The sequence below is a fragment of the Chryseobacterium foetidum genome, assembly GCF_025457425.1.
Classification (GTDB): domain Bacteria; phylum Bacteroidota; class Bacteroidia; order Flavobacteriales; family Weeksellaceae; genus Chryseobacterium; species Chryseobacterium foetidum.
Genome location: NZ_JAMXIA010000001.1, coordinates 46,393 through 68,153 on the forward strand (window position 1 = coordinate 46,393; position 21,761 = coordinate 68,153).

21 protein-coding genes are annotated in these 21,761 nt (G+C 35.7%); 7 read left to right on the forward strand and 14 right to left on the reverse strand.

Annotated features, from left to right (window positions below; genetic code table 11):
* The first annotated feature begins 227 nt into the window (after positions 1–227).
* Positions 228–1,106 (forward strand): hypothetical protein, encoded by an 879-nt coding sequence (locus tag NG809_RS00200; protein WP_262147022.1) that lies wholly within the window; start codon positions 228–230, stop codon positions 1,104–1,106.
* Positions 1,107–1,206: 100 nt separating this feature from the next.
* Positions 1,207–2,184, forward strand: a complete 978-nt coding sequence (locus NG809_RS00205; RefSeq protein WP_262147024.1) for a polyprenyl synthetase family protein — start codon at positions 1,207–1,209, stop codon at positions 2,182–2,184.
* Here the strand turns inward: NG809_RS00205 and NG809_RS00210 are convergent.
* On the reverse strand, positions 2,144–3,922 hold the full coding sequence (locus NG809_RS00210; protein ID WP_262147025.1) for a helix-turn-helix domain-containing protein: 1,779 nt from the start codon (positions 3,920–3,922) through the stop codon (positions 2,144–2,146). The two genes, NG809_RS00205 and NG809_RS00210, sit on opposite strands and share 41 nt — an antisense overlap.
* A gap of 260 nt (positions 3,923–4,182) precedes the next feature.
* Here NG809_RS00210 and NG809_RS00215 point away from each other — a divergent pair, with 260 nt between their 5' ends.
* Complete coding sequence (locus NG809_RS00215; protein ID WP_262147027.1) at positions 4,183–4,377, forward strand: hypothetical protein; 195 nt, start codon at positions 4,183–4,185, stop codon at positions 4,375–4,377.
* 254 nt (positions 4,378–4,631) lie between these two features.
* Positions 4,632–7,064 (forward strand): alpha-ketoacid dehydrogenase subunit alpha/beta, encoded by a 2,433-nt coding sequence (locus NG809_RS00220; protein ID WP_262147029.1) that lies wholly within the window; start codon positions 4,632–4,634, stop codon positions 7,062–7,064.
* 255 nt (positions 7,065–7,319) lie between these two features.
* Here the strand turns inward: NG809_RS00220 and NG809_RS00225 are convergent, their stop codons facing one another.
* Together NG809_RS00225 and NG809_RS00230 are read right to left on the reverse strand one after the other, a co-directional pair.
* Entirely contained in the window at positions 7,320–7,664 is a 345-nt protein-coding gene (locus tag NG809_RS00225) for a hypothetical protein (protein WP_262147030.1), read from the reverse strand.
* A gap of 32 nt (positions 7,665–7,696) precedes the next feature.
* The gene (locus tag NG809_RS00230) at positions 7,697–8,203 is read right to left on the reverse strand and encodes a pyridoxamine 5'-phosphate oxidase family protein (protein ID WP_262147032.1); all 507 of its coding nucleotides are present in this window, start codon (positions 8,201–8,203) and stop codon (positions 7,697–7,699) included.
* 226 nt (positions 8,204–8,429) lie between these two features.
* On the opposite strand from NG809_RS00230, the gene NG809_RS00235 reads away from it, so the two are divergent.
* Positions 8,430–8,639 carry a hypothetical protein gene (locus NG809_RS00235; RefSeq protein WP_262147034.1) on the forward strand — a complete coding sequence of 70 codons (210 nt, stop codon included), beginning with the start codon at positions 8,430–8,432 and terminating at the stop codon, positions 8,637–8,639.
* A gap of 110 nt (positions 8,640–8,749) precedes the next feature.
* A complete protein-coding gene (locus NG809_RS00240; RefSeq protein ID WP_262147035.1) occupies positions 8,750–9,385 on the forward strand; it encodes a Crp/Fnr family transcriptional regulator in 636 nt (211 codons plus the stop codon).
* Between the two features lie 5 nt (positions 9,386–9,390).
* Here the strand turns inward: NG809_RS00240 and NG809_RS00245 are convergent, their stop codons facing one another.
* The gene (locus NG809_RS00245; RefSeq protein WP_262147037.1) at positions 9,391–9,984 is read right to left on the reverse strand and encodes a Crp/Fnr family transcriptional regulator; all 594 of its coding nucleotides are present in this window, start codon (positions 9,982–9,984) and stop codon (positions 9,391–9,393) included.
* Between the two features lie 290 nt (positions 9,985–10,274).
* Between NG809_RS00245 and NG809_RS00250 the strand changes: the two genes are divergently transcribed.
* A complete protein-coding gene (locus NG809_RS00250) occupies positions 10,275–10,613 on the forward strand; it encodes a helix-turn-helix transcriptional regulator (RefSeq protein WP_262147038.1) in 339 nt (112 codons plus the stop codon).
* Between the two features lie 3 nt (positions 10,614–10,616).
* Here NG809_RS00250 and pdeM read toward each other — a convergent pair whose 3' ends face one another.
* The 10 genes from pdeM to NG809_RS00300 form a co-directional block, all read right to left on the reverse strand.
* Complete coding sequence (pdeM, locus tag NG809_RS00255) at positions 10,617–11,261, reverse strand: ligase-associated DNA damage response endonuclease PdeM (protein ID WP_262147039.1); 645 nt, start codon at positions 11,259–11,261, stop codon at positions 10,617–10,619.
* A gap of 102 nt (positions 11,262–11,363) precedes the next feature.
* Complete coding sequence (locus NG809_RS00260) at positions 11,364–12,701, reverse strand: T9SS type A sorting domain-containing protein (RefSeq protein WP_262147041.1); 1,338 nt, start codon at positions 12,699–12,701, stop codon at positions 11,364–11,366.
* A 343-nt stretch (positions 12,702–13,044) separates the two neighbouring features.
* The gene (locus NG809_RS18345; protein ID WP_262147043.1) at positions 13,045–14,481 is read right to left on the reverse strand and encodes a LuxR C-terminal-related transcriptional regulator; all 1,437 of its coding nucleotides are present in this window, start codon (positions 14,479–14,481) and stop codon (positions 13,045–13,047) included.
* Positions 14,482–14,602: 121 nt separating this feature from the next.
* On the reverse strand, positions 14,603–17,002 hold the full coding sequence (locus NG809_RS00270; protein WP_396124910.1) for a ligase-associated DNA damage response DEXH box helicase: 2,400 nt from the start codon (positions 17,000–17,002) through the stop codon (positions 14,603–14,605).
* A gap of 199 nt (positions 17,003–17,201) precedes the next feature.
* Positions 17,202–18,782 carry an ATP-dependent DNA ligase gene (locus NG809_RS00275; protein ID WP_262147047.1) on the reverse strand — a complete coding sequence of 527 codons (1,581 nt, stop codon included), beginning with the start codon at positions 18,780–18,782 and terminating at the stop codon, positions 17,202–17,204.
* 54 nt (positions 18,783–18,836) lie between these two features.
* Positions 18,837–19,853 (reverse strand): ligase-associated DNA damage response exonuclease, encoded by a 1,017-nt coding sequence (locus NG809_RS00280; RefSeq protein ID WP_262147048.1) that lies wholly within the window; start codon positions 19,851–19,853, stop codon positions 18,837–18,839.
* Positions 19,854–19,900: 47 nt separating this feature from the next.
* Positions 19,901–20,260, reverse strand: a complete 360-nt coding sequence (locus NG809_RS00285) for a rhodanese-like domain-containing protein (protein WP_262147050.1) — start codon at positions 20,258–20,260, stop codon at positions 19,901–19,903.
* Positions 20,257–20,559 carry a DUF3817 domain-containing protein gene (locus NG809_RS00290; RefSeq protein WP_262147052.1) on the reverse strand — a complete coding sequence of 101 codons (303 nt, stop codon included), beginning with the start codon at positions 20,557–20,559 and terminating at the stop codon, positions 20,257–20,259. The genes NG809_RS00285 and NG809_RS00290 overlap by 4 nt, the downstream gene beginning before the upstream one ends.
* 2 nt (positions 20,560–20,561) lie before the next feature.
* Positions 20,562–21,020, reverse strand: a complete 459-nt coding sequence (locus tag NG809_RS00295) for a hypothetical protein (RefSeq protein WP_262147053.1) — start codon at positions 21,018–21,020, stop codon at positions 20,562–20,564.
* Positions 21,021–21,089: 69 nt separating this feature from the next.
* Positions 21,090–21,680: a TetR/AcrR family transcriptional regulator gene (locus tag NG809_RS00300; protein ID WP_262147055.1), complete on the reverse strand. Its 591-nt coding sequence runs from the start codon at positions 21,678–21,680 to the stop codon at positions 21,090–21,092.
* Positions 21,681–21,761: the final 81 nt, after the last annotated feature.

The window sequence follows — 21,761 nt, forward strand, 5'->3', positions numbered from 1 at the left end:
ATTTTAAGAAAACCACGAAATGTTTGAAATTACTCAACTGTGGCAAATCTTTTGAGAAAATTACAATTCGCCCAAAGAACCACAAAGTGGTTTAATATTCATAGCCATGGGTGAAACCCATGGTTAAATGCAAACGCGTTCACACAACCACGAAGTGGTTGAATTAAATCAACACTACAATTTTCAATTTAGCCTTCCATTCACATCAAAAACCTTATTTTTGTGTTATGAAAAAGGTTTTTCAACTCATTCTAATCATTTTTTCGATATTAAATTCCGCACAGCAATCCGAAATTTTTAAGCTAAAAAATTATAGGATTTCTGTTTTAAATGATTCAATTCAGGAGACTTCGGGGCTGAATTTCTTTAGTGAAAAACTGTACACTTTCAACGACAGCGGAAATCCTGCAGAACTTTATGAAATTGATAAGAAGACAGGAAAGATCCTAAAAATTTTAAAGGTAAAAGCTGAAAATAAAGACTGGGAAGCTTTAACAAATGATGGCGAAAACTTTTATATCGGCGATTTTGGAAATAATGCAGGAATACGTCAGGATTTAAAAATTTTCAAAATTCCTTTTAAAAATAATCAGCTTCAGAATGATTCTCTGAAAATCATTTCTTTCTACTATCCCGAACAGCAAGATTTTACACCCAAAAATATTTCAACAGATTTCGATTTGGAATCTATGATTTATTTAAATGGAAAGCTGCATATTTTCACAAAAGAATGGGCTTCAAAATCGACAACACATTATACTTTAGATCCGGATAATTTCGAAAAACAGGCAGCTCAGAAAATTGAAACTTTCAAAACTGGTTTTATGATTTCTGATGCTTATTATTTTGAGAAAAAACTTTTTGTTGTTGGTTACACCAAAAAAACTGAAGTCTTTCTGATGATTTTTAATGAATCAAATTCCGGAATTTTCTTTAAAAATAATCCATGGAAATTATATCTGGGGAGTGCCCTAAGCATCGGCCAGATCGAAGGAATTGCTGTAGATGAAACTGGGATTTACATTTCCGGTGAAAAATTCTATTCGCCCATCGGTAATACAAAACCTTATTTCTATTTTATACCAAAAGAAAAACTCAAATTCTAAGGCATTTTGTATTCAGATAAAATTTAATTTTCCGTTAAAATTGGTCTAAAAAATTTATCTTTGTGAGAATTAAATATCAACTACCCATCATTCAAAGATAGTGGCGAATACCGTAGAAGAAATCAAGCGACCCATCAACGAAGAAATGAAGCTTTTTGAACAGAAGTTTTATGAATCGATGCAGACGAAAGTATCTTTATTAGATAAAGTCACCCGTTTTATTGTGACCACAAAAGGGAAGCAAATGCGCCCGATGTTCGTATTTCTTTGTGCAAAATTAATCGGTGAAGTCAACGAAAAAACGTACCGTGGAGCTTCAATGATTGAGCTGATTCACACCGCAACTTTGGTGCATGATGATGTGGTGGATGAAAGTTTCAAACGCCGGAATTTCTTTTCAATCAACGCTTTATGGAAAAATAAAATTGCCGTTCTTGTTGGTGATTTTCTTTTATCTAAAGCTGTTCTGCTTTCTACGGATCACAAAGATTATGATTTGCTGGCTGTGATTTCCAGAACCATCAGAGAAATGTCTGAAGGCGAACTTTTACAGCTCGAAAAAGCCCGAAAACTGGATATTACCGAAGATGTTTATTACGAAATTATCCGTCAGAAAACAGCAACATTAATCGCTGCCTGCTGTGAAATTGGGGCTTTGTCAAATAATGCTGATGAAAATTTAGCAAAAAAAATGATGGAGTTCGGAACTTATACGGGTATGGCATTCCAGATAAAAGATGATCTTTTTGATTACTTAAGTTCAAATGTTATCGGGAAACCTGTTGGAATTGACATCAAAGAACAGAAAATGACTCTTCCACTGATTCACACTTTGAAAATAGCGAACGAGAAGGATAAAAAATATTATTTCAATACCATCAAAAGATACAACAACGATCAGAAGAGGGTAAAGGAACTTATTTCTTTCGTGAAGTCATCAGGAGGACTGGAGTATGCAATCACTAAGATGAAATATTTTCAGCAGAAAGCCAAGGATATTTTAAGCGAGTTTCCTGATTCTCAGCCCAAAACATCGCTTAATCTGATGTTGGATTATGTGATTGAGAGGAACTTTTAGATTTCTCTTTCATCATTTTTACGAAGTAAGATGGTTTAATCTCGAACTTTCTGTAAAAGTTGTCTGAAAAGCTTTCGGCATTGGAAAAACCACAGATATTCGCCAGCTCTTTTACATCATATTGTAAGTAGGTGGCATCGGTTCTTAAAAGATCAATAATATAATTTAAACGGAGATTATTTATATATACATTAAAGTTTGAACCTTTATAAGTATTAATAATTTTTGAAAGATAAGTAGAATTTGTTCCCAATTCTTCAACAAGAGATTTTTGGGTAAGCTGGCTGTCGAGATATCTTTCTTCGTCTTCGAAAGCATCAAGCTGAGTCATAATGCTTTTTACAACCAGCGGATTCAGACCTGCTATTTTAGAATAATATTCATCCTGATTTTCAGGACTTTCCAGATTGAGTTCTTTGACATCTTTATCTGATATGGAAACCGGTTTAGCAGTTTCCTGTTCAGTTTTTTCCTGAATTTCCCTCGGTGCATGATGTTTTTTATGCTCAACTTCAGAATTGATTATGATATTTTCAAATCTCTGCTTATAAAGTTTTTTGATCTTGTAGTAGCGGATACTAAAGAAAAGAATGATCCCCAAACTGATAACGAGTATGAAAACGAAGATGTTACTTCTTAAAATAAGAAGATTTTCAACTTTGTTTTTCTCGGAGATCAGCTTTTTTGTGTCATATTCCTTATTGATTTTGGGGTATAAATATTTAAAGTTTTTCTCATAAGATTTATCCAGAATCATCAGTTTATCAATGTATTCCAGCTGCTTATCTCTATTTTTAATTGAATCATTATATTTTATAAGAATTTCGTACGCAGATCTAAATTGCGGATCCAATCTGTTCGATTTATTGTATTGATTGTCAATAACCTCCATGAATTTTACGGCAATCGTTCTTTTTCCGATTTTCCAATTGTTTAAACCTAAATAGTAGATTTCGGTGATGTGTGGATATTGATCATTGTACATTTCTAAAGCTTTGGTCAGTTTAGAAATTGAAGTTTTATAATCGTTTTGATAGTAAGCATCAGTACCTTGTGACGATATAAAATAGGGAATATACTGCTTTAAGTCATTGTCTTCCAGGTATTTAATGCTCTCAGGAATAAGTTGCTTATTTTCTTGAGATTTACCCATTTTGGTATTGTTATCAATATAACTTAACATTGAGTAAATATAGTAGGTCTGGTAATCTTGCCCTAATTTGGAATCTGTACTGTGTTTTTTAAAAAAATCAATACATATAAGCAGTTCTTTTGCAGCATCTTCATAGAGACCAAGGTATATTTTGTTTTGAGCAATCAGATATATGCTTTTATAAATAATATATTGATCGTCAACATTTGCAGCATACTTATTTGCAAGCAACACATCGTCAAGTGATTTTTGATAAAATGCTTCCTGAATGTATATTGCTCCTCTGTTAAAATAAGCTGTGGCGAGCAATCTTTCGTCTTTTGACTGATTTGCTGTCTCTAAAGCCTGATTGGCATAACTCAGATTTTGAGGATAAACTGAAAAATTACTTGCATACCGGTATGCATAAACAAGTGCTTCCTTATTACCTTCAGTTTTTGCGGTTTTTATATAGTGCTGAATTAAATTCCATGCTTTTTTCTGATCATTATGAAAACTGTCAATTTTCATTTCGATTTCCTGGTAGTTCATCTTTTTTTTAGAATTTACCTGTGCATTTAAATTATCCGTGATCAGGAAAATCATAAATACATAAGTTAAAACTCTTATAGTTAGATGGTTACGAAAATAGTAATGGACTTTGAGTAACACTTTTGTCTTTTTATAAATTTAAAAGTCTACAATATTAACATAATTAATCTGAATAAAAAATCTAAAATTTAAAAATTGCCGGACATTTTTTATGAATTTCCCGTAGCAATATTTGACTTAAATTAGTTTTCAGATGTATGTTTGCAACAGAAAATTAAGCGAACTAAAAATTAATCTTTATAAATTTAATCAATATGAAAAAGTTAGTACTATTTTTTTCAGCAGTATTGTTAACAACAGTAATTTCTTGTCGTCAGGATGATGATAATTTCACTACAGAAGATTATCAGAATTTGGAGATTATTAATAAAGCTTCTCAAAAGATTCAGGATTCCACTGGAACTGGGGTGACATTAGAAGGAGATCCAATTGCACCTCCTAAGAAATAAAAAAGACCAAACCAAACCACATTCACATATTTAACAATTTTTTTTTTTTTTTTTTCATCATTTGTGTTTTTAGATTCCTTGCGTGTTTCACGCGAGGAACTTTTTTTTTAAATTTAAGATTCACAAATAGACAATAATCGGCAACTGTCTATAATTATGAAATTTTTAAAATAATTACAAAAAAATATGAATTCTATAAAATTGTTTTATTCAGTACAACAAAAATTATTTATATTTGTAAAAATCATAGTGTAATGCAGACAACATATATAGAAACGCAACAGATTTCTTTTCAGGATTTTAAAAATCAGATACTTAGCGATTACAAGTTAGGAAGAATTTCCCGCGAAATGTCTTATCTCGGAAGGAGAGAGGTTCTTACAGGAAAGGCCAAATTTGGTATTTTCGGGGATGGTAAGGAACTTCCACAGCTTGCAATGGCCAAAGTTTTCAAAAATGGTGATTTCCGTTCAGGTTATTACAGAGATCAGACTTTTGCTTTGGCTGCAGACGCACTTACTGTTGAGAGTTTCTTTGCTCAGTTGTATGCAGATACGAGCGTAGAACGTGAGCCCGCTTCTGCCGGTAGACAGATGAATGGTCATTACGCTACAAGAAGCTTAAATGAAGACGGCAGCTGGAAAGATTTAACATCACAGAAAAATATTTCGTCAGATATTTCTCCTACTGCTGGCCAGATGCCCCGACTTTTAGGTTTGGCTCAGGCTTCCAAAATATATAAATCAGTAAAATTTGAAGGCTCCGAGAAATTTTCTCAGGGAGGTAACGAAGTTGCTTTCGGGACAATTGGTGATGCTTCTACAGCAGAAGGTCATTTCTGGGAAACCTTAAATGCTGCATGTGCACTACAGGTTCCTATGATTGTTTCGATCTGGGACGATGGCTACGGAATTTCTGTTCCTACAATGAAGCAGAGAGCTAAAGCAGATATTTCTGAAATGTTGAGCGGTTTTCAAAGAAAAGAAGGAGAGTTTCAGGGTTGTGAAATTATTCAGGTGAAAGCTTGGGATTATCCTGCTTTGTTGGATGCTTACGCAAGAGCAGAGCATTTTGCAAGAACGGAATCCGTTCCTGTTGTTGTGCACGTTATTGAAGTTACTCAGCCACAAGGTCACTCCACTTCAGGTTCGCACGAACGTTATAAAAATGAAGAACGTCTTGCCTGGGAAACTGAGTTCGACGGTTTGGTGAAATTTAAAGAATGGATTTTAGACTATTCAATCGAAATTGAAGGCAAAGAAGAAGTTTTGGCTACTGCTGAGGAACTTGATGCCATCGATGAAGAAGCTAAGAAGAATGTAAAAGCCGGTCAGAAGTCAGCATGGGAGAGCTACCAGAAGACAATTACAGATTTGATCAATTCAGTTTTGCCTTTGGTTGAAAATTTAAAGGGACAAAATTCTGAAATTGAAAACCATATCAGCATATTCAATAAGTTGGTTTCTAAAGCAAAGAAAGATGTTTTCCATTTGGTGAGAAAATCTTTGCTGGCAACGAGAGGAACAAATTCTTCTGAAAGAAATCAGTTGATGCAGAAGTACAACGAGATTTTTGAAGTTGAAAAAGACAATTACTCATCTCACTTATACTCTCATTCTGAATGGAAGGCTGAAAATGTAAAAGAAATAAAACCTGTTTATTCTGATTCTTCTGAAGATGTTGATGGCAGAGTAGTCATCAGAAATAATTTCGATAAAATTTTTGATAAATATCCTGAAACTTTGGTCTTCGGTGAAGATGCCGGAAATATCGGCGACGTAAACCAGGGCCTTGAAGGAATGCAGGAGAAATACGGTGAACTTCGAGTTGCCGATACAGGAATCCGTGAAGCTACAATTTTAGGTCAGGGAATCGGAATGGCAATGAGAGGATTAAGACCAATCGCTGAAATTCAGTATCTTGATTATATTCTGTATTGTCTACAGGGCATGAGCGATGATTTGTCAACTGTTCAGTACAGAACAAAGGGCGGACAAAAAGCTCCTGTGATCATCAGAACTAGAGGTCACAGACTGGAAGGTGTCTGGCATTCCGGTTCACCAATGGCGGGGATTTTAAATCTTTCCAAAGGTATTTTGGTTTTAGTTCCAAGAAACTTAACGAAAGCTGCAGGATTCTACAACACCATGCTTCAGAGCGACGAGCCTGCTGTAATCGTTGAATGTTTAAACGGATACAGATTAAAGGAAAAACAACCGGACAATATCGGTGAATTTACAGTTCCTGTCGGAAAAATTGAAGTAACAAAAGAAGGAAAGGATGTTACTTTGGTGACCTATGGTTCAACCTGGAGAATTGTCACTGAAGCAGCTAACGAATTGGAGAAATTAGGTATTTCTTCGGAAGTGATTGATGTCCAGTCATTAATTCCTTTTGATTTAACGCATGAAATTGCTGAATCTGTTAAGAAAACCAATAGATTGGTCGTAATCGACGAAGATGTGCAGGGCGGAACTTCAGCTTTTATCCTACAACAGATTTTAGAAAAACAAAAAGCATTTAGATATTTAGATTCTGATCCGTTGACGATTGCTGCAAACGATCACAGACCAGCTTACGCAAGTGACGGTGATTACTTCTCCAAGCCATCTGCAGACGATATGGTTGAAAGAATCTACGCCATGTTTAATGAAACAAATCCTGAGAAATATCCTGCGATATTTTAACTGGAATTTAAATAAATCTGAAAACCGCTTTTTTAGGGAGCGGTTTTTTTTATTGAAATCTATTGAAATCTTAAATTTTTGATTTTTTTTTAAAGAAATAGCTTAATAATTTTTTTTTTGAATTTTTAAGTACGATGACGATTTCATTGGATTAGCAACAAAAAATAGTTTATCGAATTTATTTCAATAAACTATTTTTCATAAGTGATAGTCATCTTATTTATAGCATGCCGTTTGCCTTTGTGCTGGCAAAAATCACTCACCATTCAAACCCATCATTATTCTGCTGAGATATTCCTGTTCTTTTATGACCTTTTCGTAAGACTGTTTTGCATATACCGGTGAGATCCTGTAATTTTCAGAGAATGTGTCAAACCCCTGGTTTTCGACAAATCCTGCAAAATTAGAGAGATATTCCGTGATGAAATTATCAATCAGCTTTTTTCTGATCTCACAGGCAGTACTGCTTTTCATTCTTTGTAAGGACTTCAGGACGTATGATTTATCCGCCCCAAAGCTAATAATCTGAGAAACTACAGATTTACTATTCAAAACCGTTGCTTCCTGAACAATTGGTTTCGGGTCATCTTCAAACATCATGATCGTAAGTTTTAAATGGTGATTGGATTACATTAAATAGTAGCTTTGCCTTCAATGCCGTCTGAGTTGTCGCTTTTGCTACCGCTCACAGCAGCCGCCACGAAACTGAGAAGGCTTACAAGTTTACCGGCTTTGGTGTCCCAGTAATACGTGTCTTTTGGCTCAACCCTGATGATGGAAACCGTCGGGTCATCTTTTCCGTCAAACCATGCATTGGCAATGGGTGACCATTTTTCTTCGATTGTTGAACGATCCTTGTAAACAAAAGCTTCACCATACACAGAAAGATATTCTGAATTTGAATTGTTCATAAAATATAACTGAACACGGTTATCTTCTTTTATTTCGAAATTTTTGTTGCTGGTATCACTGCTGATGAACCAAAGATTTCCCGATTCATCAGTTTCCTGCAGAGACATCGGTCTTGAATTGTTTGGAAGTTTTCCTAAATCTGTACAGAACATACAGATTTTTGCAGCTTCAGAGAGTTCTTTAATTTTCTTAATAGCGTCTTCACGCATCAGATTTTCTGTAGACATAATATTAATATTTTAGTGTGTGATTTTTTCTAAGCAATTCAAAAAGCCGACCAATTTTTGAAATTGTTTTGGAATTTACATAAAAAATATCTTTTTTACTCATTATTAGTATTTTATTTAATTAAATTTTAAAAATATGCTGTTTCTATGATTGTAATCATAATGACACATAGCTGATATGTCTACTTTAGCCTGCGAATTAACACACACATTTAAATCAAATTTTATGAAAAAGTATTTTTTAGTAGCGGCAGTTGCTGCATTTACACTTAGCTGTACAGAAAAGAAAGAGGTAGAAAACAATACGACAAACATGTCTGATTCTACTACAACGGAACCTATGGCAGCTCCCGCAAACCCAATGCCTCAGGATACAGGGATGATGTCTGCAGATTCTGCAAACACTACAAAAATGAAGAGTGACAGCATGAAATAAAAGTTTGTTTCGTTATTTAATAATTGCAGTTCTATTCTTTATAAAGAGTAGAATTGTTTTTTTAATTATATTACAAAAATTTGTAAATTCGATAAAAATTTATTCCTTTTATGGCTGATACACTTCCCGTAGCTAAAACACTGAGCTGCATGAAAATAGATGAAGAACTTCTTCTATCTTTTGGTGGTGAAATAAAATCTTATGAGCAAAACGAGTTTGTCTTTAAAGAAGACGAAAAACCTGCTTATTACTTTCAGATTATTAGCGGAAGCATAAAGGAGAACAATTATAATGAGCTTGGTAATGAATTTATCCAGAATATTTTAGGTTCAGACCAAAGCTTTGGAGACTCGTTTCTTTTTCTTCATAAAAATTATAACATCAACGCTGTAGCTCTGACCGACTGTCAGATTTTAAAACTTAAGAAAGATGATTTTTTTAGATTAATTACGCAGCATCCCGATATTTCTGTAGATACCAATAAATGTCTTTCCCAAAGGCTGTATTTCAAAACAGCAATGATTCAGAATCTGGCCTCGCCACTTCCCGAAAAAAGAATTTTAGGACTATTGGATTATCTGAAAAGTTTTCATAAAGATGATGATAAGTTTTCTTTTCTGGTAAAACTTACCCGTCAGCAGATAGCAGATTTAATAGGCCTTCGTGTAGAAACAGTAATCCGCACTGCCAAGAAACTGGAACGCGAAAACTTCCTGAAAATCGATTCAAGAAAAATTTATTACTGATTTATTTAATAGAAAATCTTACGGTTCTGAATTTTTAAAATTCCATTTTTTTCCATACTTTTTATTGCTCTGATAACAGTTTCCACGCTGAGTCCTGTAATTGAAGCGAGTTGCTGCCTTGTAAGCTGTATCTGAAGGGAAAAATCAGATTGGTCTTTTTCATTGTTTTTCAGATAGTCGAGGAAAGCTTTAATTTTTTTCTCAGGACTCTGTACTGCAATCGTCTGCATCATCACAAACTGATAATGCATGTACTCGGATAAATGACTTATCAAATAAGGATAAATATTTTGATTAGCCTTCAGCATTTCGTGAAAAGACAGTTTGGGAAGCTTCAATACAGTAACATCATTGATTGCGATGCTGTTGATGCTGTATTTTTTTTCAGTAAATAAATAAGATGTACCGATACTGTTGTTTTCAGCAACGATACCGTGTATAAATTCTTTTCCGTTTTCTGTGTAATTATTGAGTTTTACCTTTCCTTCTGTGATGTGATAAAAATAATTGGCAACTTCATTTTCCGAGAAAATTTTGTCGTCATTGTCGTAAGACTTGTATTCGGCTCCGAATGAAAGCAGGAGGTCTTCAGAAATCATGTATAATAAAGCGGTTTGTTTACTGTGAAACTTTTAAAAATGTAAAGAAAAAATATTTTTAATCACAAGTAAATTATTGTAGTACCACACAGATACCACATTGGTTAGATTTGCTTTAAAATAGCCTTTATTTACAACAAAACGACTGTGATTAGAATCATAAAAACTAAATGAGTAAGAATTTTATATTTGAGAAACATAAAAAAATAAACTGAAAATCCAATAAGTGATCACTAACTTCAGTTTTAAGAAACTGTTTTTAGAACCACAAAAGGGGATAATTTTAATATATGAACAACAAAAATTTAAATATTTCTAAAAGTAAAAAAAATATTTTTACGGAAAATCAGGAAATCGTTGACCTTGCCAAAGATAATTCTCCAAGACTTTTGAATACCTGCAGATCTGTATTTCCATCGTTTTTTGAAAACCTTAAGCAGATTAATCCGGATCTGAAAAAATCTGAATTGATTTTCTGTGTTTATCTGAAACTTGATTTCAGCACCAAAGAAATTGCGATCTACACTTTTGTAACTCCAAAGGCTATTCAGAACAGGAAAAACAGGATCAGAAAGAAATTAAATATCGCTTCTGATGTAGATATTTACAAATGGTTTGATGAGTTGTAAGACTTAAATTTCATAAATTTCTGCATCTGTAAAGACATAGAATCTTCCATTTTTTGGGAGATTTTTTGTGTCCAGACCTGTAAACTCACTAAAGGCAGGAAGCAACAACCGGTTTTCTGTAACAACAAAACACGGAAGCTTAATTCTTTTTACCGGAGAATGAATCACAAAACCAGGATGGATATGCCCTGAGATTTGAAATTTTTTCTCTTTCCTGTCAAAGTCATGAATGAAAATAAAATCTTCAGATTCATATTTTTCAGCTTTAAAATCAAGACACAATTTTTTATCCAAAGCTTTCGAAATCCGGTCATGATTTCCTTCAATCAGATAAAATTTCAGATCAGGAAACTGTTCTTTCCAGCTGCAGAATTCCGCAACTTCGGCATTGTCGCCGGCGTGAAGCAGATCGCCTACAACCAAAAATTTTTCCGGCTGAAAATATTCAATTAATACTGATAAACGCTGCAAATCACTTTCGAAAACCTGATTGGCAAGGGCGATTCCGTTTTTTCTGAAATGGGCAGTTTTACCGATGTGAAGGTCGGAGAGAACCAGAGCTTTTTGATCTTCCCAAAACAGAGCGCGCTGATTGGTAAGTACAAAATTCTGATTTTTTATCTTAATTGCTTTTGTGGAAACTTTCATGGAAGTTGCAAATTTATTGCTTTTATTCCGGTTTCAAGCAAAAACAGAACCCTGAAATACTTCAGGATTCCGTTAAAAACATTAAGTTATATGAATGATTTTTTATTTTTTCAGAATTTTCTGAGTATGTTCAGATCCATCACTTAATTTTAGCTTTAAAATATAATTTCCACGCTTCAACTGTGATACTGTCACGCTTTCCGTATCAAATGAAGGCTTAATAAGCTGTCCTGAAGTGGTAAAAATTTCTGCACCGGTGATTTTTTCATTTCCTTTCACAAAGATGTAATCTGTTGCAGGGTTTGGATAAATTTCTATATTAGATTTTTTATAATCCTGAACTGAAAGCAAGGACGAAGTAAAACGTTTAACTTTCACACCATTATCTACATAGGCAAGCACAACCTTGTTGTTGGAATCTACTGCCAGCTCATTGTAGGTTGCCGCGGCTTCAGAAATTACAGTTCCTCCCAATTTATTCCACGCTGTCGCACCAGGATTTAGGGCATAAACCTGATTCTTTGAATGATTGGCATTTTGACTGTCCCAGATACTTGCTGCCGCATACACCGTTCCGTCATTTGCCAGGGCTATTGATGTATAATTAACTACCGCATCGGAAAAATTCGCTGTTCCGACCTGCACCCAGTTGCTGCCGTCAAACTTTTTTACATTGAGCTTTCTGCCATCACCACTTGCCGAAACGTAGGAAATATAAGGTGCGTTGTTACTGTCGAGGGCAAGGTCAATAAAAGAATTATCTGAGGAATAGGCAGTGCCGGCGTTTACACCTCCCACTAAAGTCCAGCTATCTGTACTGCTTGCGTTAGCACTTATTCTGTAGAGTTTCAGACCACTTGCTATCTGCGCAACGTAAATAAAATTATCTGTCCCAACAGCCATTTTCACATAAGTAGAGCCTCCCGCAAAGCCGGTATTTCCAACTTGTTCCCAAACACCGTTTTTATATCTTTTGACCGTACCGGAGGCCAACGAGTGATGAGCAAAAAGATCACCTGTCGCAGAAATAGCCAAAGCCTGATAATTAATCTGTGAAGCTGCAGCATTAGGCAACATAGACCACGCACCATTGCTGAATTTTCTGATTTCCATTCCGGCAGATCCTGCTTGATTACTGTAATAAATACTTCCGGAATTATCCATTGCCATACATCCGTACAGAGCTGTGGTCGTTGTAACACCAGGTGAGCCACCTACATACGACCATGACTGACCGTCAAACTGCTGCACAGATCCTTTGCTTACGCTGGTATCATAGTAAGATAAATAATAGTTTCCTGACGATGTAGCTAAAAGGTTTAACCAGCTTGCTCCGCCTGCAGAAACGGTGTTGGAACTTCCAACGTTTTCCCACTGTCCCTGAGCTTTTGTTTGAAGACCCAGCATTAAAAAACAGGTTGCTGCCACTGCTTTTTTCAAAAATAGAGATTTTTTACCCATATTTATAATTATTAGATTTTAAAAAATAATCCGAAAATTTGTAAAACCGTTAGATATAATAATGCGTAGCATACGGCGAATTACTATTCAGCAAAACTAATAACAAAATGTTGTGAAGGATGATTTTTAAGAGAAAATAATGCGTTGTAAGATACTCATCAGGTACTTTTTTAAACTTAAATATGTTAAAAAGTAAAAAAATAATGTAAAATTGATAATTCTTACTAAATGTATTGCAACAATTCTGTACAATTTCAGGAATGATTTCGAAATAATGATATTTATTAAAATTACACTTATAATTATGAATATTTTAAGGCTTTCAAATTTGATCTATATAGTAATATATATCAACATCCTGAGGAATTTCCAGCTTTTTCCGTAATCTGTACTTTTTATTTTGAACTGTGCGTGTTTCAATAAAAGTGTATTTTGCAATTTCCTTGGTGCTTAATTTAAGTTTCAGCATCGCACAGAATTCTCTTTCTGAAGGCTGAAGCTCGGGGTGCCTTTGTGAAAGATTTGCAGTAAACTCAGGAAATGCCAATTCAAAATTGATGAGAAATGTTGGATCATTTTTGTCTAATAATTCAATCAGCTGTTGAAGAACCTCGGTTGAAGGCCCTGTTTTTTCGTATGAAGTTTCAACGTTAATTATTTGTGCTGACTTTCTTTTTTTTGTAAAATAATACAGTCCAAAAGCACTCAGAATTCCCAGTCCCAAAATTATGTAGAGAAAATACATCGGACTTTTACTTTGTTGATCTTTTTCTTTTGTAAGAACTTTCTGCAAAGAATTGTACTTGCTGTTCATTACTTTTAAATCGTACGCTTCGGCTTTATTCCGGTACAGTTCGGCGCTGTCTTTTTGATTGAGAACTGAATAAATTCTTTGCAGAGGAAGATAAATTTCGTTCAGATTAAGATCTGTCCCGTTGCTTTTGTTGATTTTTAAAGCCTGATGAAAATAATAGATGGCAGACTTAAAATCTTCTTTTTTCTCAAAATAATTTCCGAAAACGGTGTAATTGGTTATTAAATTCCTGTTGTCGGCATCTTTTACCGGCCTTATAGCCAAAGACTTGTCGGCAAACATTTTGGCAGAATCTATATCAATCTGAAGATAAATATTGGCAATGTTCGAATAATTCAGGTATTGAAAAGCATTTCTTTTCTGCTTATCAGGAATCTGCTCGCCGTTTTTGATGACCTGCAGGATTTTTTTAGCAGCCTCTTTTGGTTGCTTTTCATCGAGATAAATGTTGGCAAAACTCCCAAGCACATTGGCTTTGGCAAAGAAAACCTTTTCACTTTTCTGGTCTGCTTTTTCCAAAAGGCCGTAAGCTTCGTTGAGATTTTCAATGGCTCTGTCCGGAAGATTGTTGATAGAATAGGTCTCAGCAAGATAAACATGAGCCATAGATTCAAAATAATAATCCTGATGGTTGGCAGAAACTTTCTTCAGAACTTCAGCCTGTGTGATAAGGCTGTCTGTGAGATTTTTGCTGTAAAAATACCGGCATTTTCTGTCCAGAATCTTCATCTCCGCTTTCCCATCTTTCAAAACTCTCGAAAGTTTCAGCAAAGCAGGAAGCTGCTGAAAAGCTTTGTCTATATTGTCGCGGTAAAGTTTTGCGTTTTCATCCAGTCTGCGGTTAAGTTCTGCTGCAGAATTATTTTTCTGTCCCTGCACGATGGTACTCAAAAACAGAAAACAGCCCGAAAAAAATAGTATTTTAATGGCTTGAGGGAGATTCACAAAAACTTAATTTTAAATTTGATTGAGTAAAAGTATAGAAAAAGAAAGAATTTATGAAATATAAGACAAAATATTATCGGTTTTAATGAAAATAATTCGTGAAAAACATTCTTAAATTAATTTACTTAATTTTCTTCGCCTGCTGAATCAGTTTTTGAATTCTCGCATCCAGATCTTCACTAGTTAAAGTCTGTCTCAAACTGTCAACCTTAATCGGGAAGCTCAAAGGCGTAAATGCATTGGCAAATTTCAAAACAATTTTAGACTTTTCAATTCTTTTGAAAGCCTCTACCAATCGCTGTTCCTGCAACTGCATATTAAAAACTTCGGTATATGCCTGTTTTACTAGAAAATGATTTGGGTCATAATCTTCGAGAACTTTAAAAATCAATCCTGCCGAGCTTTGCAAAGCTTTATTCGAACGCTGTTGACCAGGGAAATTCTGCACGACCATTCCTGAAATCACTGCAATGTCTCTGAATTTGCGGCTTGCCATTTCTGCTGAATTGATACTTGAAATAACATCAACCATCAGATTATCTCTGGTCAGAATTCTATCCAAATTATCTTCAGTGATTGGAATTTCTTTATCGCTAAAAAGTTCAAAACCATAATCATTCATCGCCATCGAAAAGGAAATGGGAGCGAGTTTCGAAATTCGGTAAGCAATTAAAGCAGCCATTACTTCGTGCACCAAACGCCCTTCAAAAGGATACATAAACAAGTGATAGCCTTCACGGTTTTTAATCATCTCAACCAAAAATTCGTCCTCTTTGGGAATGTGAGAACGCTTCTCCTGATTGGCTAAAAGCGGATGCAGAAATTTCAGTTCCTTTTCAGAAGCTTTAGGGTTAAGTGCTCCTGATAATTTTTCTCTTAAAAAATGACCTAGATTCGAACTCAAAGGCAATCTTCCACCCAAATAACTCGGAGCCTGTGCTTTACCTTTAGAAGCCCGCACGAAAACCGTCATATCCTTAATCATCGCCACTTCCAAAACCCGACCTGCAAGAATAAATTTTTCTTCTTTCTTCAGTCTTGAAATAAAATATTCCTCGACCATTCCGATATATCCGCCGGAAATAAATTTCACCTTCAGCATTGCATCGCTTACGATTGCGCCCATATTCATCCGGTGCAACATCGCAATTTTTCGGGAAGTTACTTTGTGCAGTCCATCTTCCATCACGACCACTTTGTGATATTCTTCATAGCTTTTCAAGGCACTTCCGCCAATCGTGAGAAAATCAATCATTCCTTTCCATTCTTCATCTCTTATTTCCTGAAACGTGTAGACTTTTTTAATTCTTTCATAAACTTCAGCAGGGAAAAATCCGTCACCAACCGCCAAAGTCATTAAGAATTGGACCAAAACATCGAAACACAAAACCAAAGGTTCACGTGGCTCAATGACTTTCTGTTTTACAGCTTCCTTTAAAGCGGCAACTTCGATTAATTCTAAAGAATGCGTCGGGACACAGAATATTTTTGAAGTTTCAAAAGGGGAGTGGCCGCTTCGTCCCGCACGTTGCAAAAATCTCGCAACACCTTTCGCAGAGCCGATTTGAATGACCGTATCCACAGGTTTAAAATCAATTCCCAAGTCCAAAGAAGATGTGGAAACAACCGCTTTCAGTTTCCCTGAACTTAAATTTTCCTCAATCCAAATTCTCAGATGCGAATCAATCGAACTGTGGTGAATAGCGATTTGTCCCGCAAAATCTGGATATGCATTCAGTAAAAGCTGATACCACATTTCGCTCTGACTTCGGGTATTTGTAAAAACAATCGTCGATTTGGATTCTAAAATAATGGGAACCACCTTATCCGCCAGTTTTTGTCCCAGATGTCCTGCCCAAGGCAACAGTTCAACTTCGTCCGGAAAAACCGAAATAATATCGATTTTCTTGAGTTCTTTAGCTGTAATTTTTGTTTTCTTAATGTCATACGGAATCAAAACATCCTGCGCTTCATCAAGATTTCCGATGGTTGCCGTGATTCCCCAGATTTTAAGTTTTGGAACATAATGGAAAAGCTGTGAAATTCCCAATTCAACCATTACGCCCCGTTTTGAACCAAGCAATTCGTGCCACTCATCCACTGCAACGCAATGCATATTGGTGAAGAACCGCTGATGATTTTTCTGTCCTAAAAGTAAATGCAGACTTTCGGGAGTCACCACCAAAATCTCGGGCATATTTTTCACCTGTTGTTGACGGACTTTTGGGTCAGTGTCGCCGTTTCTTACGCCAACAGCCCAATCCAATCCAATCTCATCAATCGCTTCCTGCATTGCTTTGGCGATATCTTTGGCGAGGGAACGAAGTGGCGTAATCCAAATCATTTTCAGTCCATTTTTATACTTTTCAGGATAAGTCAGGAAATCTGAAATCAAAGCTAAAAATACCGAAAAAGTTTTCCCAAAACCGGTCGGAGCCACCACCATTCCGCTGTAGCCACTGCCGAATTTCTGCCAGGTATCGACCTGAAATTTAAAGGGCGAGTTGCCTTTTTCCATCATCCAATTCTGAATGATTTTAAAGCCTTCGGTATTTTCGTAGTTGCTCAAATTATATTTTTTTTTAACCACAAAAGTCACAAAAGATTTTAGTGCGTTTTAGTTATTCAAAAGTTCAAAAAGCTTTATTCTAAATCTTTTTTGAACTATCTACAGAATCATTTTAAACTTTAGCTTTTGTGACTTTTGTGGTTGATATTTTTTACTGAATCAATTTTTTAATCTCTTCAATATCATCAATATCGTTCACGGTTTTATCTTTCCGCCATCTTAAAATTCTTGGGAAACGCAATGCAACACCGCTTTTATGACGATTGCTGAAGCCAATTCCTTCAAAGGCAATCTCGAAAACCAATTCAGGCTTCACGGTACGCACGGGGCCGAATTTTTCAATCGCATTTTTATTCACAAACTTGCTGACTTCCATTATTTCCTTGTCGGTCAATCCGGAATAGGCTTTCGCAATTGTGACCAGTTTATCTTCACTTTTCACGGCAAAACTGTAATCGGTGTAGTAGGCGCTGCGTCGTCCGCTTCCTTTCTGAGCGTAAATCAATACCGCATCAATCGTCAACGGACTGATTTTCCATTTCCACCAGTCGCCTTTTTTTCGTCCGGAATGGTAATGTGAATTTTTCTGTTTCAGCATCAGACCTTCACTATTGATTTCCCGTGAATTTTCTCTGATTAAATCTAATTTGCTCCAATCATCGAAATCAATGGCCTGTGAAATTTTAATTTTTTCCGGTGCTTCATTCAGCAACAATTCTTCCAGCATCGCTCTTCTTGCAGAGATTGGTTTTTCCCGTAAATCTGTTCCTTCCAGTTCCAAAATATCATATGCAAAAACTTCAATAGGAATTTCAGCGAGCATTTTTTTAGTTAAAGTTTTACGGTTTAATCGTTTCTGTAATTCGTTAAAATTTAAAACGTTACCTTCCTTTACCGCAAGTATTTCTCCATCAATAACGAAATTTCCTTTCATATTCTGAACCACTTCTGCAATTTCAGGAAACTGTTCTGTTACCAATTCTTCACCACGCGACCAGATGAAAACTTCATCGTTTCTTCTGATAATCTGTCCTCGAATTCCGTCCCATTTGTATTCAATGAGCCATTCATCGGGTTTACCCAAATCTTCCAAATCTTTCTCCAGAGGATAAGCCAAACAAAAAGGATAAGGTTTTGAGTTGTCAGGATTAATATTTTCAGCAGAAATCAGCACTTGGAACGAAACTTCATCAGGTTGCCATTTTCCCATCAGACTGTGCATCAGCGTGCTCGCTTCCTGTCCGGAAAATTTAGTCAGAGAATTAATTAAAGTCTTAGAAGAAACCCCAATTCTGAAACTTCCACCCAGTAATTTATTGAAAATCAACCGTTCTGTATAATCCAAACCATTCCACGAGGTAAGAACAAACTCTTTTTTCTCAGCTTCAGTTTTTGTTTTTAAACCAATGATTTCATTCATCCATTCGGACAAGGTTTTTTCGATTTTTTCCGTTGGTGGCGGAAGAATCAAAGAAATCGTCTCGCCCAAATCACCTACCGAAGAATAGCTTTCCTGAAACAGCCAAAAAGGCAATTGGATAATTTCCAACGCCCATTCTTTCATATAATTGGTATTCACATTTCGCTTAGGTCTTTTCCCCGTAAACAGAGCGATGAACCATAGTTTATCGTCATCCGGCGCACGCTCAAGATAGTCGACGATGGCATCGATTTTAGCATTCGTTTTATTGGTGCTTTCCAAAGCGTTGATAAGTTCAGCGAAATTTCTCATTTCTGATTTATTTTAATATGTCCAAACCTTCAAGGTTTCAAAAACCCTGAAGGTTTATTTTGTCGCAACTTCTTTCTCAACAACTTCCTCATCATCATCGCCATACAAAGTTTCCACAACATCAGACTTGATTCCAATTTCATTTAAATATTTCGAAAAAACTTCGGTCTGGCCGTGTGTAACGTGAACGATTTCAGCTTCTGTAGCTTTGATGGCTTGCAATAATCCTTTCCAGTCGGCGTGGTCGCTCATCGGGAAACCGGCATCCATACTTCGCCATCTTCTGGCACCACGAACCTGCATCCAACCTGAGCAAATGGCTGTCGCCGCATCAGGAATTTTCTTAATCACATTGCTGTCCACCAAAGCTGGCGGAACAATGACAATATCGCCGGCAACATGCTTGATACTTTCCCTGAAATCAGGAACTTCATAATCAGGAAGTACGATTCCAACCTCTTCAAAAGCCTTATTCAATTTTCCAATCGAGTAGTGGACGTGAATTTTTCCCATTCCTTCAACCGCTTTCATAATTCTTTGAGCTTTCCCCAAAGAATAACCGATGAAAACAGAAGTCTTTTGATTTTCCTGATTTCTTAGAACCCAATTTTGGAGTTTTTTATTCAAGTCCTCAACTTCAAGCCAGTTGTAAATGGGAAGTCCGAATGTACTTTCAGTAACAAATTCATTGCATTTCACCAACTCAAAAGGTGTACTCAATCCATCATCCTGCACTTTATAATCTCCTGAAATTACGCTCACGTAACCTCTGTATTCCAGACGAATCTGAGCCGAACCAATAATATGACCAGCCGGATGCATTGAAAGTTTGACGCCGTTAATGTCTAAAACCTCACCGTACTGCAAGGTTTGACATTCGATATCCGGGGAAATTCTTTGATGTAAAATCGGTTTTGTGAAATGGTGACAAAGGTATTTTTTCATTCCCCAACGGGCGTGATCGGCGTGTCCGTGCGTAATGACCGCATAATCTACGGGTCTCCAAGGGTCAATATAAAATTTCCCCTGCGGACAGTAAATACCTTTGTTTGTGAATGTAATGAGTTTCAAAAGTGTGTTGATTGGTGTGTCTCTGAATATTCAAAAACCTAACCAAATTACTTTTTCTCAATACTTTTCTGTAAATCGCTCCACGCGCCGCCGTTGTATACTTTTTTGAAGCCTTTTTCCTTTAAAATAGATTCCACTTTTACACTTCGTAAACCGTGCGAACAGACGGTAATATAAGTTTTGTCTGGATCGAGTTCGGTATATCTATCTCTGATGGTTCCTAAAGAAATATTTTGTGAACCGGAAATATGTCCCATTTCAAATTCTTTTTCAGTTCGGACATCGAGAATAATGGCGCCGTTTTTAATTAATTTATCTAAACCATCGTCTAAAGTCTGATATTTATAAACTCGGTAAACAACGTAAATCAGTAGGATGATGCCACAAAAAATCAGGATATTCTTCATAATTTGCTCAGTATTTTTTTATCAATGTAAAATGTTCCGAAAGGAATAATGCACGCCAGAAGAACTTTCCCGGTGGTTTCTTTGAACTTCCAGTTTTGTTCGACGCCGACACTTAAAGTATTAAATAGAAACAGGAGAAATAAAGCGCCGTGAATAGGTCCCATCATTTTTACCAAAGCCGGATTGTCAAATGCGTATTTCAGCGGAACCGCAATGAATACTAAGGTAAGTAAAGAAATTCCCTCAAGAATGGCAATGATTCTCAAACGCCCGATTTTGGTTTTAAATAAATCAATCATAATTATCTGAAATAAGGTCTGTTGGCGAGCGGTGAAAATGGCCACGGAATGGCGATGAAAATAATGATTAAAGCAATAACGAAATAAATCAACATCGTTTTAAACTTCTCTTTATCAGTTGTTTTTCGTTTGGAAACTGATGAGCCGATTGTTATTAAAATAATGGAAAACAACATCAGAAAAATATGAATCATCCCGAAAAACAGTAAATCAAAAGATTCTTTAGCTTGATTGAAATTCTTCCAAAAGTATCTGATAATTGGACTTTGAGAATATAATGTAATTCCCAAAACCAACTGTATATGCGCAATCGTAGCAGTCCAGTGTCTGGCTGAATCGTCTGTTTTAGAAAATTTTGTATTGCTGAAATAACCTCTGTAAGCTCTAAAAATTGAGTAAAGCAAACTCAGTAAAACCAGCCAGCGAAAGATTGAATGTAGAAATGTAAGCGTCTGATACATTGTTTTAAAATTTCAATGCAACAAAGATAAAATAAAAACATACTAATTAGTATGTTTTTGAATAAAAAATTATTTTAAACTATCGAAATAATTCTTAAGTCCTTTCAAATAAACGAGATACACCGATTTAGAGTTTTCTAATTTTCCCAAATTTCTCACACCCCAATAACCCGACATCACGAAAACAGCAATCTCTTTTGCATTCACATCTTTTCTGACCGTGCCATCAAGTTGAGCCTTTTCAATCGCGTCGATCATTGTTTTTTCCCAGTCGAGAGAGAGTGTGTTGAGTGCTTTTGTAAAATCAATGTTCCAAGGTGCCATTTCCTGCGTGAAATTGGAGGCTGGACAACCGTATTCTACTTTTAAATCTTCACTTTCAATAAGTAAATAATAAAGCATACCGTGAATTATGTCCAGCGGATTTCCCTCATTTTTAAAAGGTTCAATAAAATTGTTTTTAAAAGTCGGAATCATCAGTTCATTGAGAATCGCCAGTCCCATCTCGTCTTTCGTTTTAAAATGATAATAGAACGCACCCTTGGTAACCTGCGTGGTTGCGATGATCTCATCCACACTGGTCGTCTGATAACCTTTTTGGTAAATCAAATCAAATGCTTTTCGGAGAATATTCAAACGGGTTTCCTGTGATTTTTTCATAAAATACCAATTGGTCTGTTTTGCAAAGGAACAAAATTTTGATACAATAAAAAAGAGCTGTAAAAACAACTCTTCCAAATA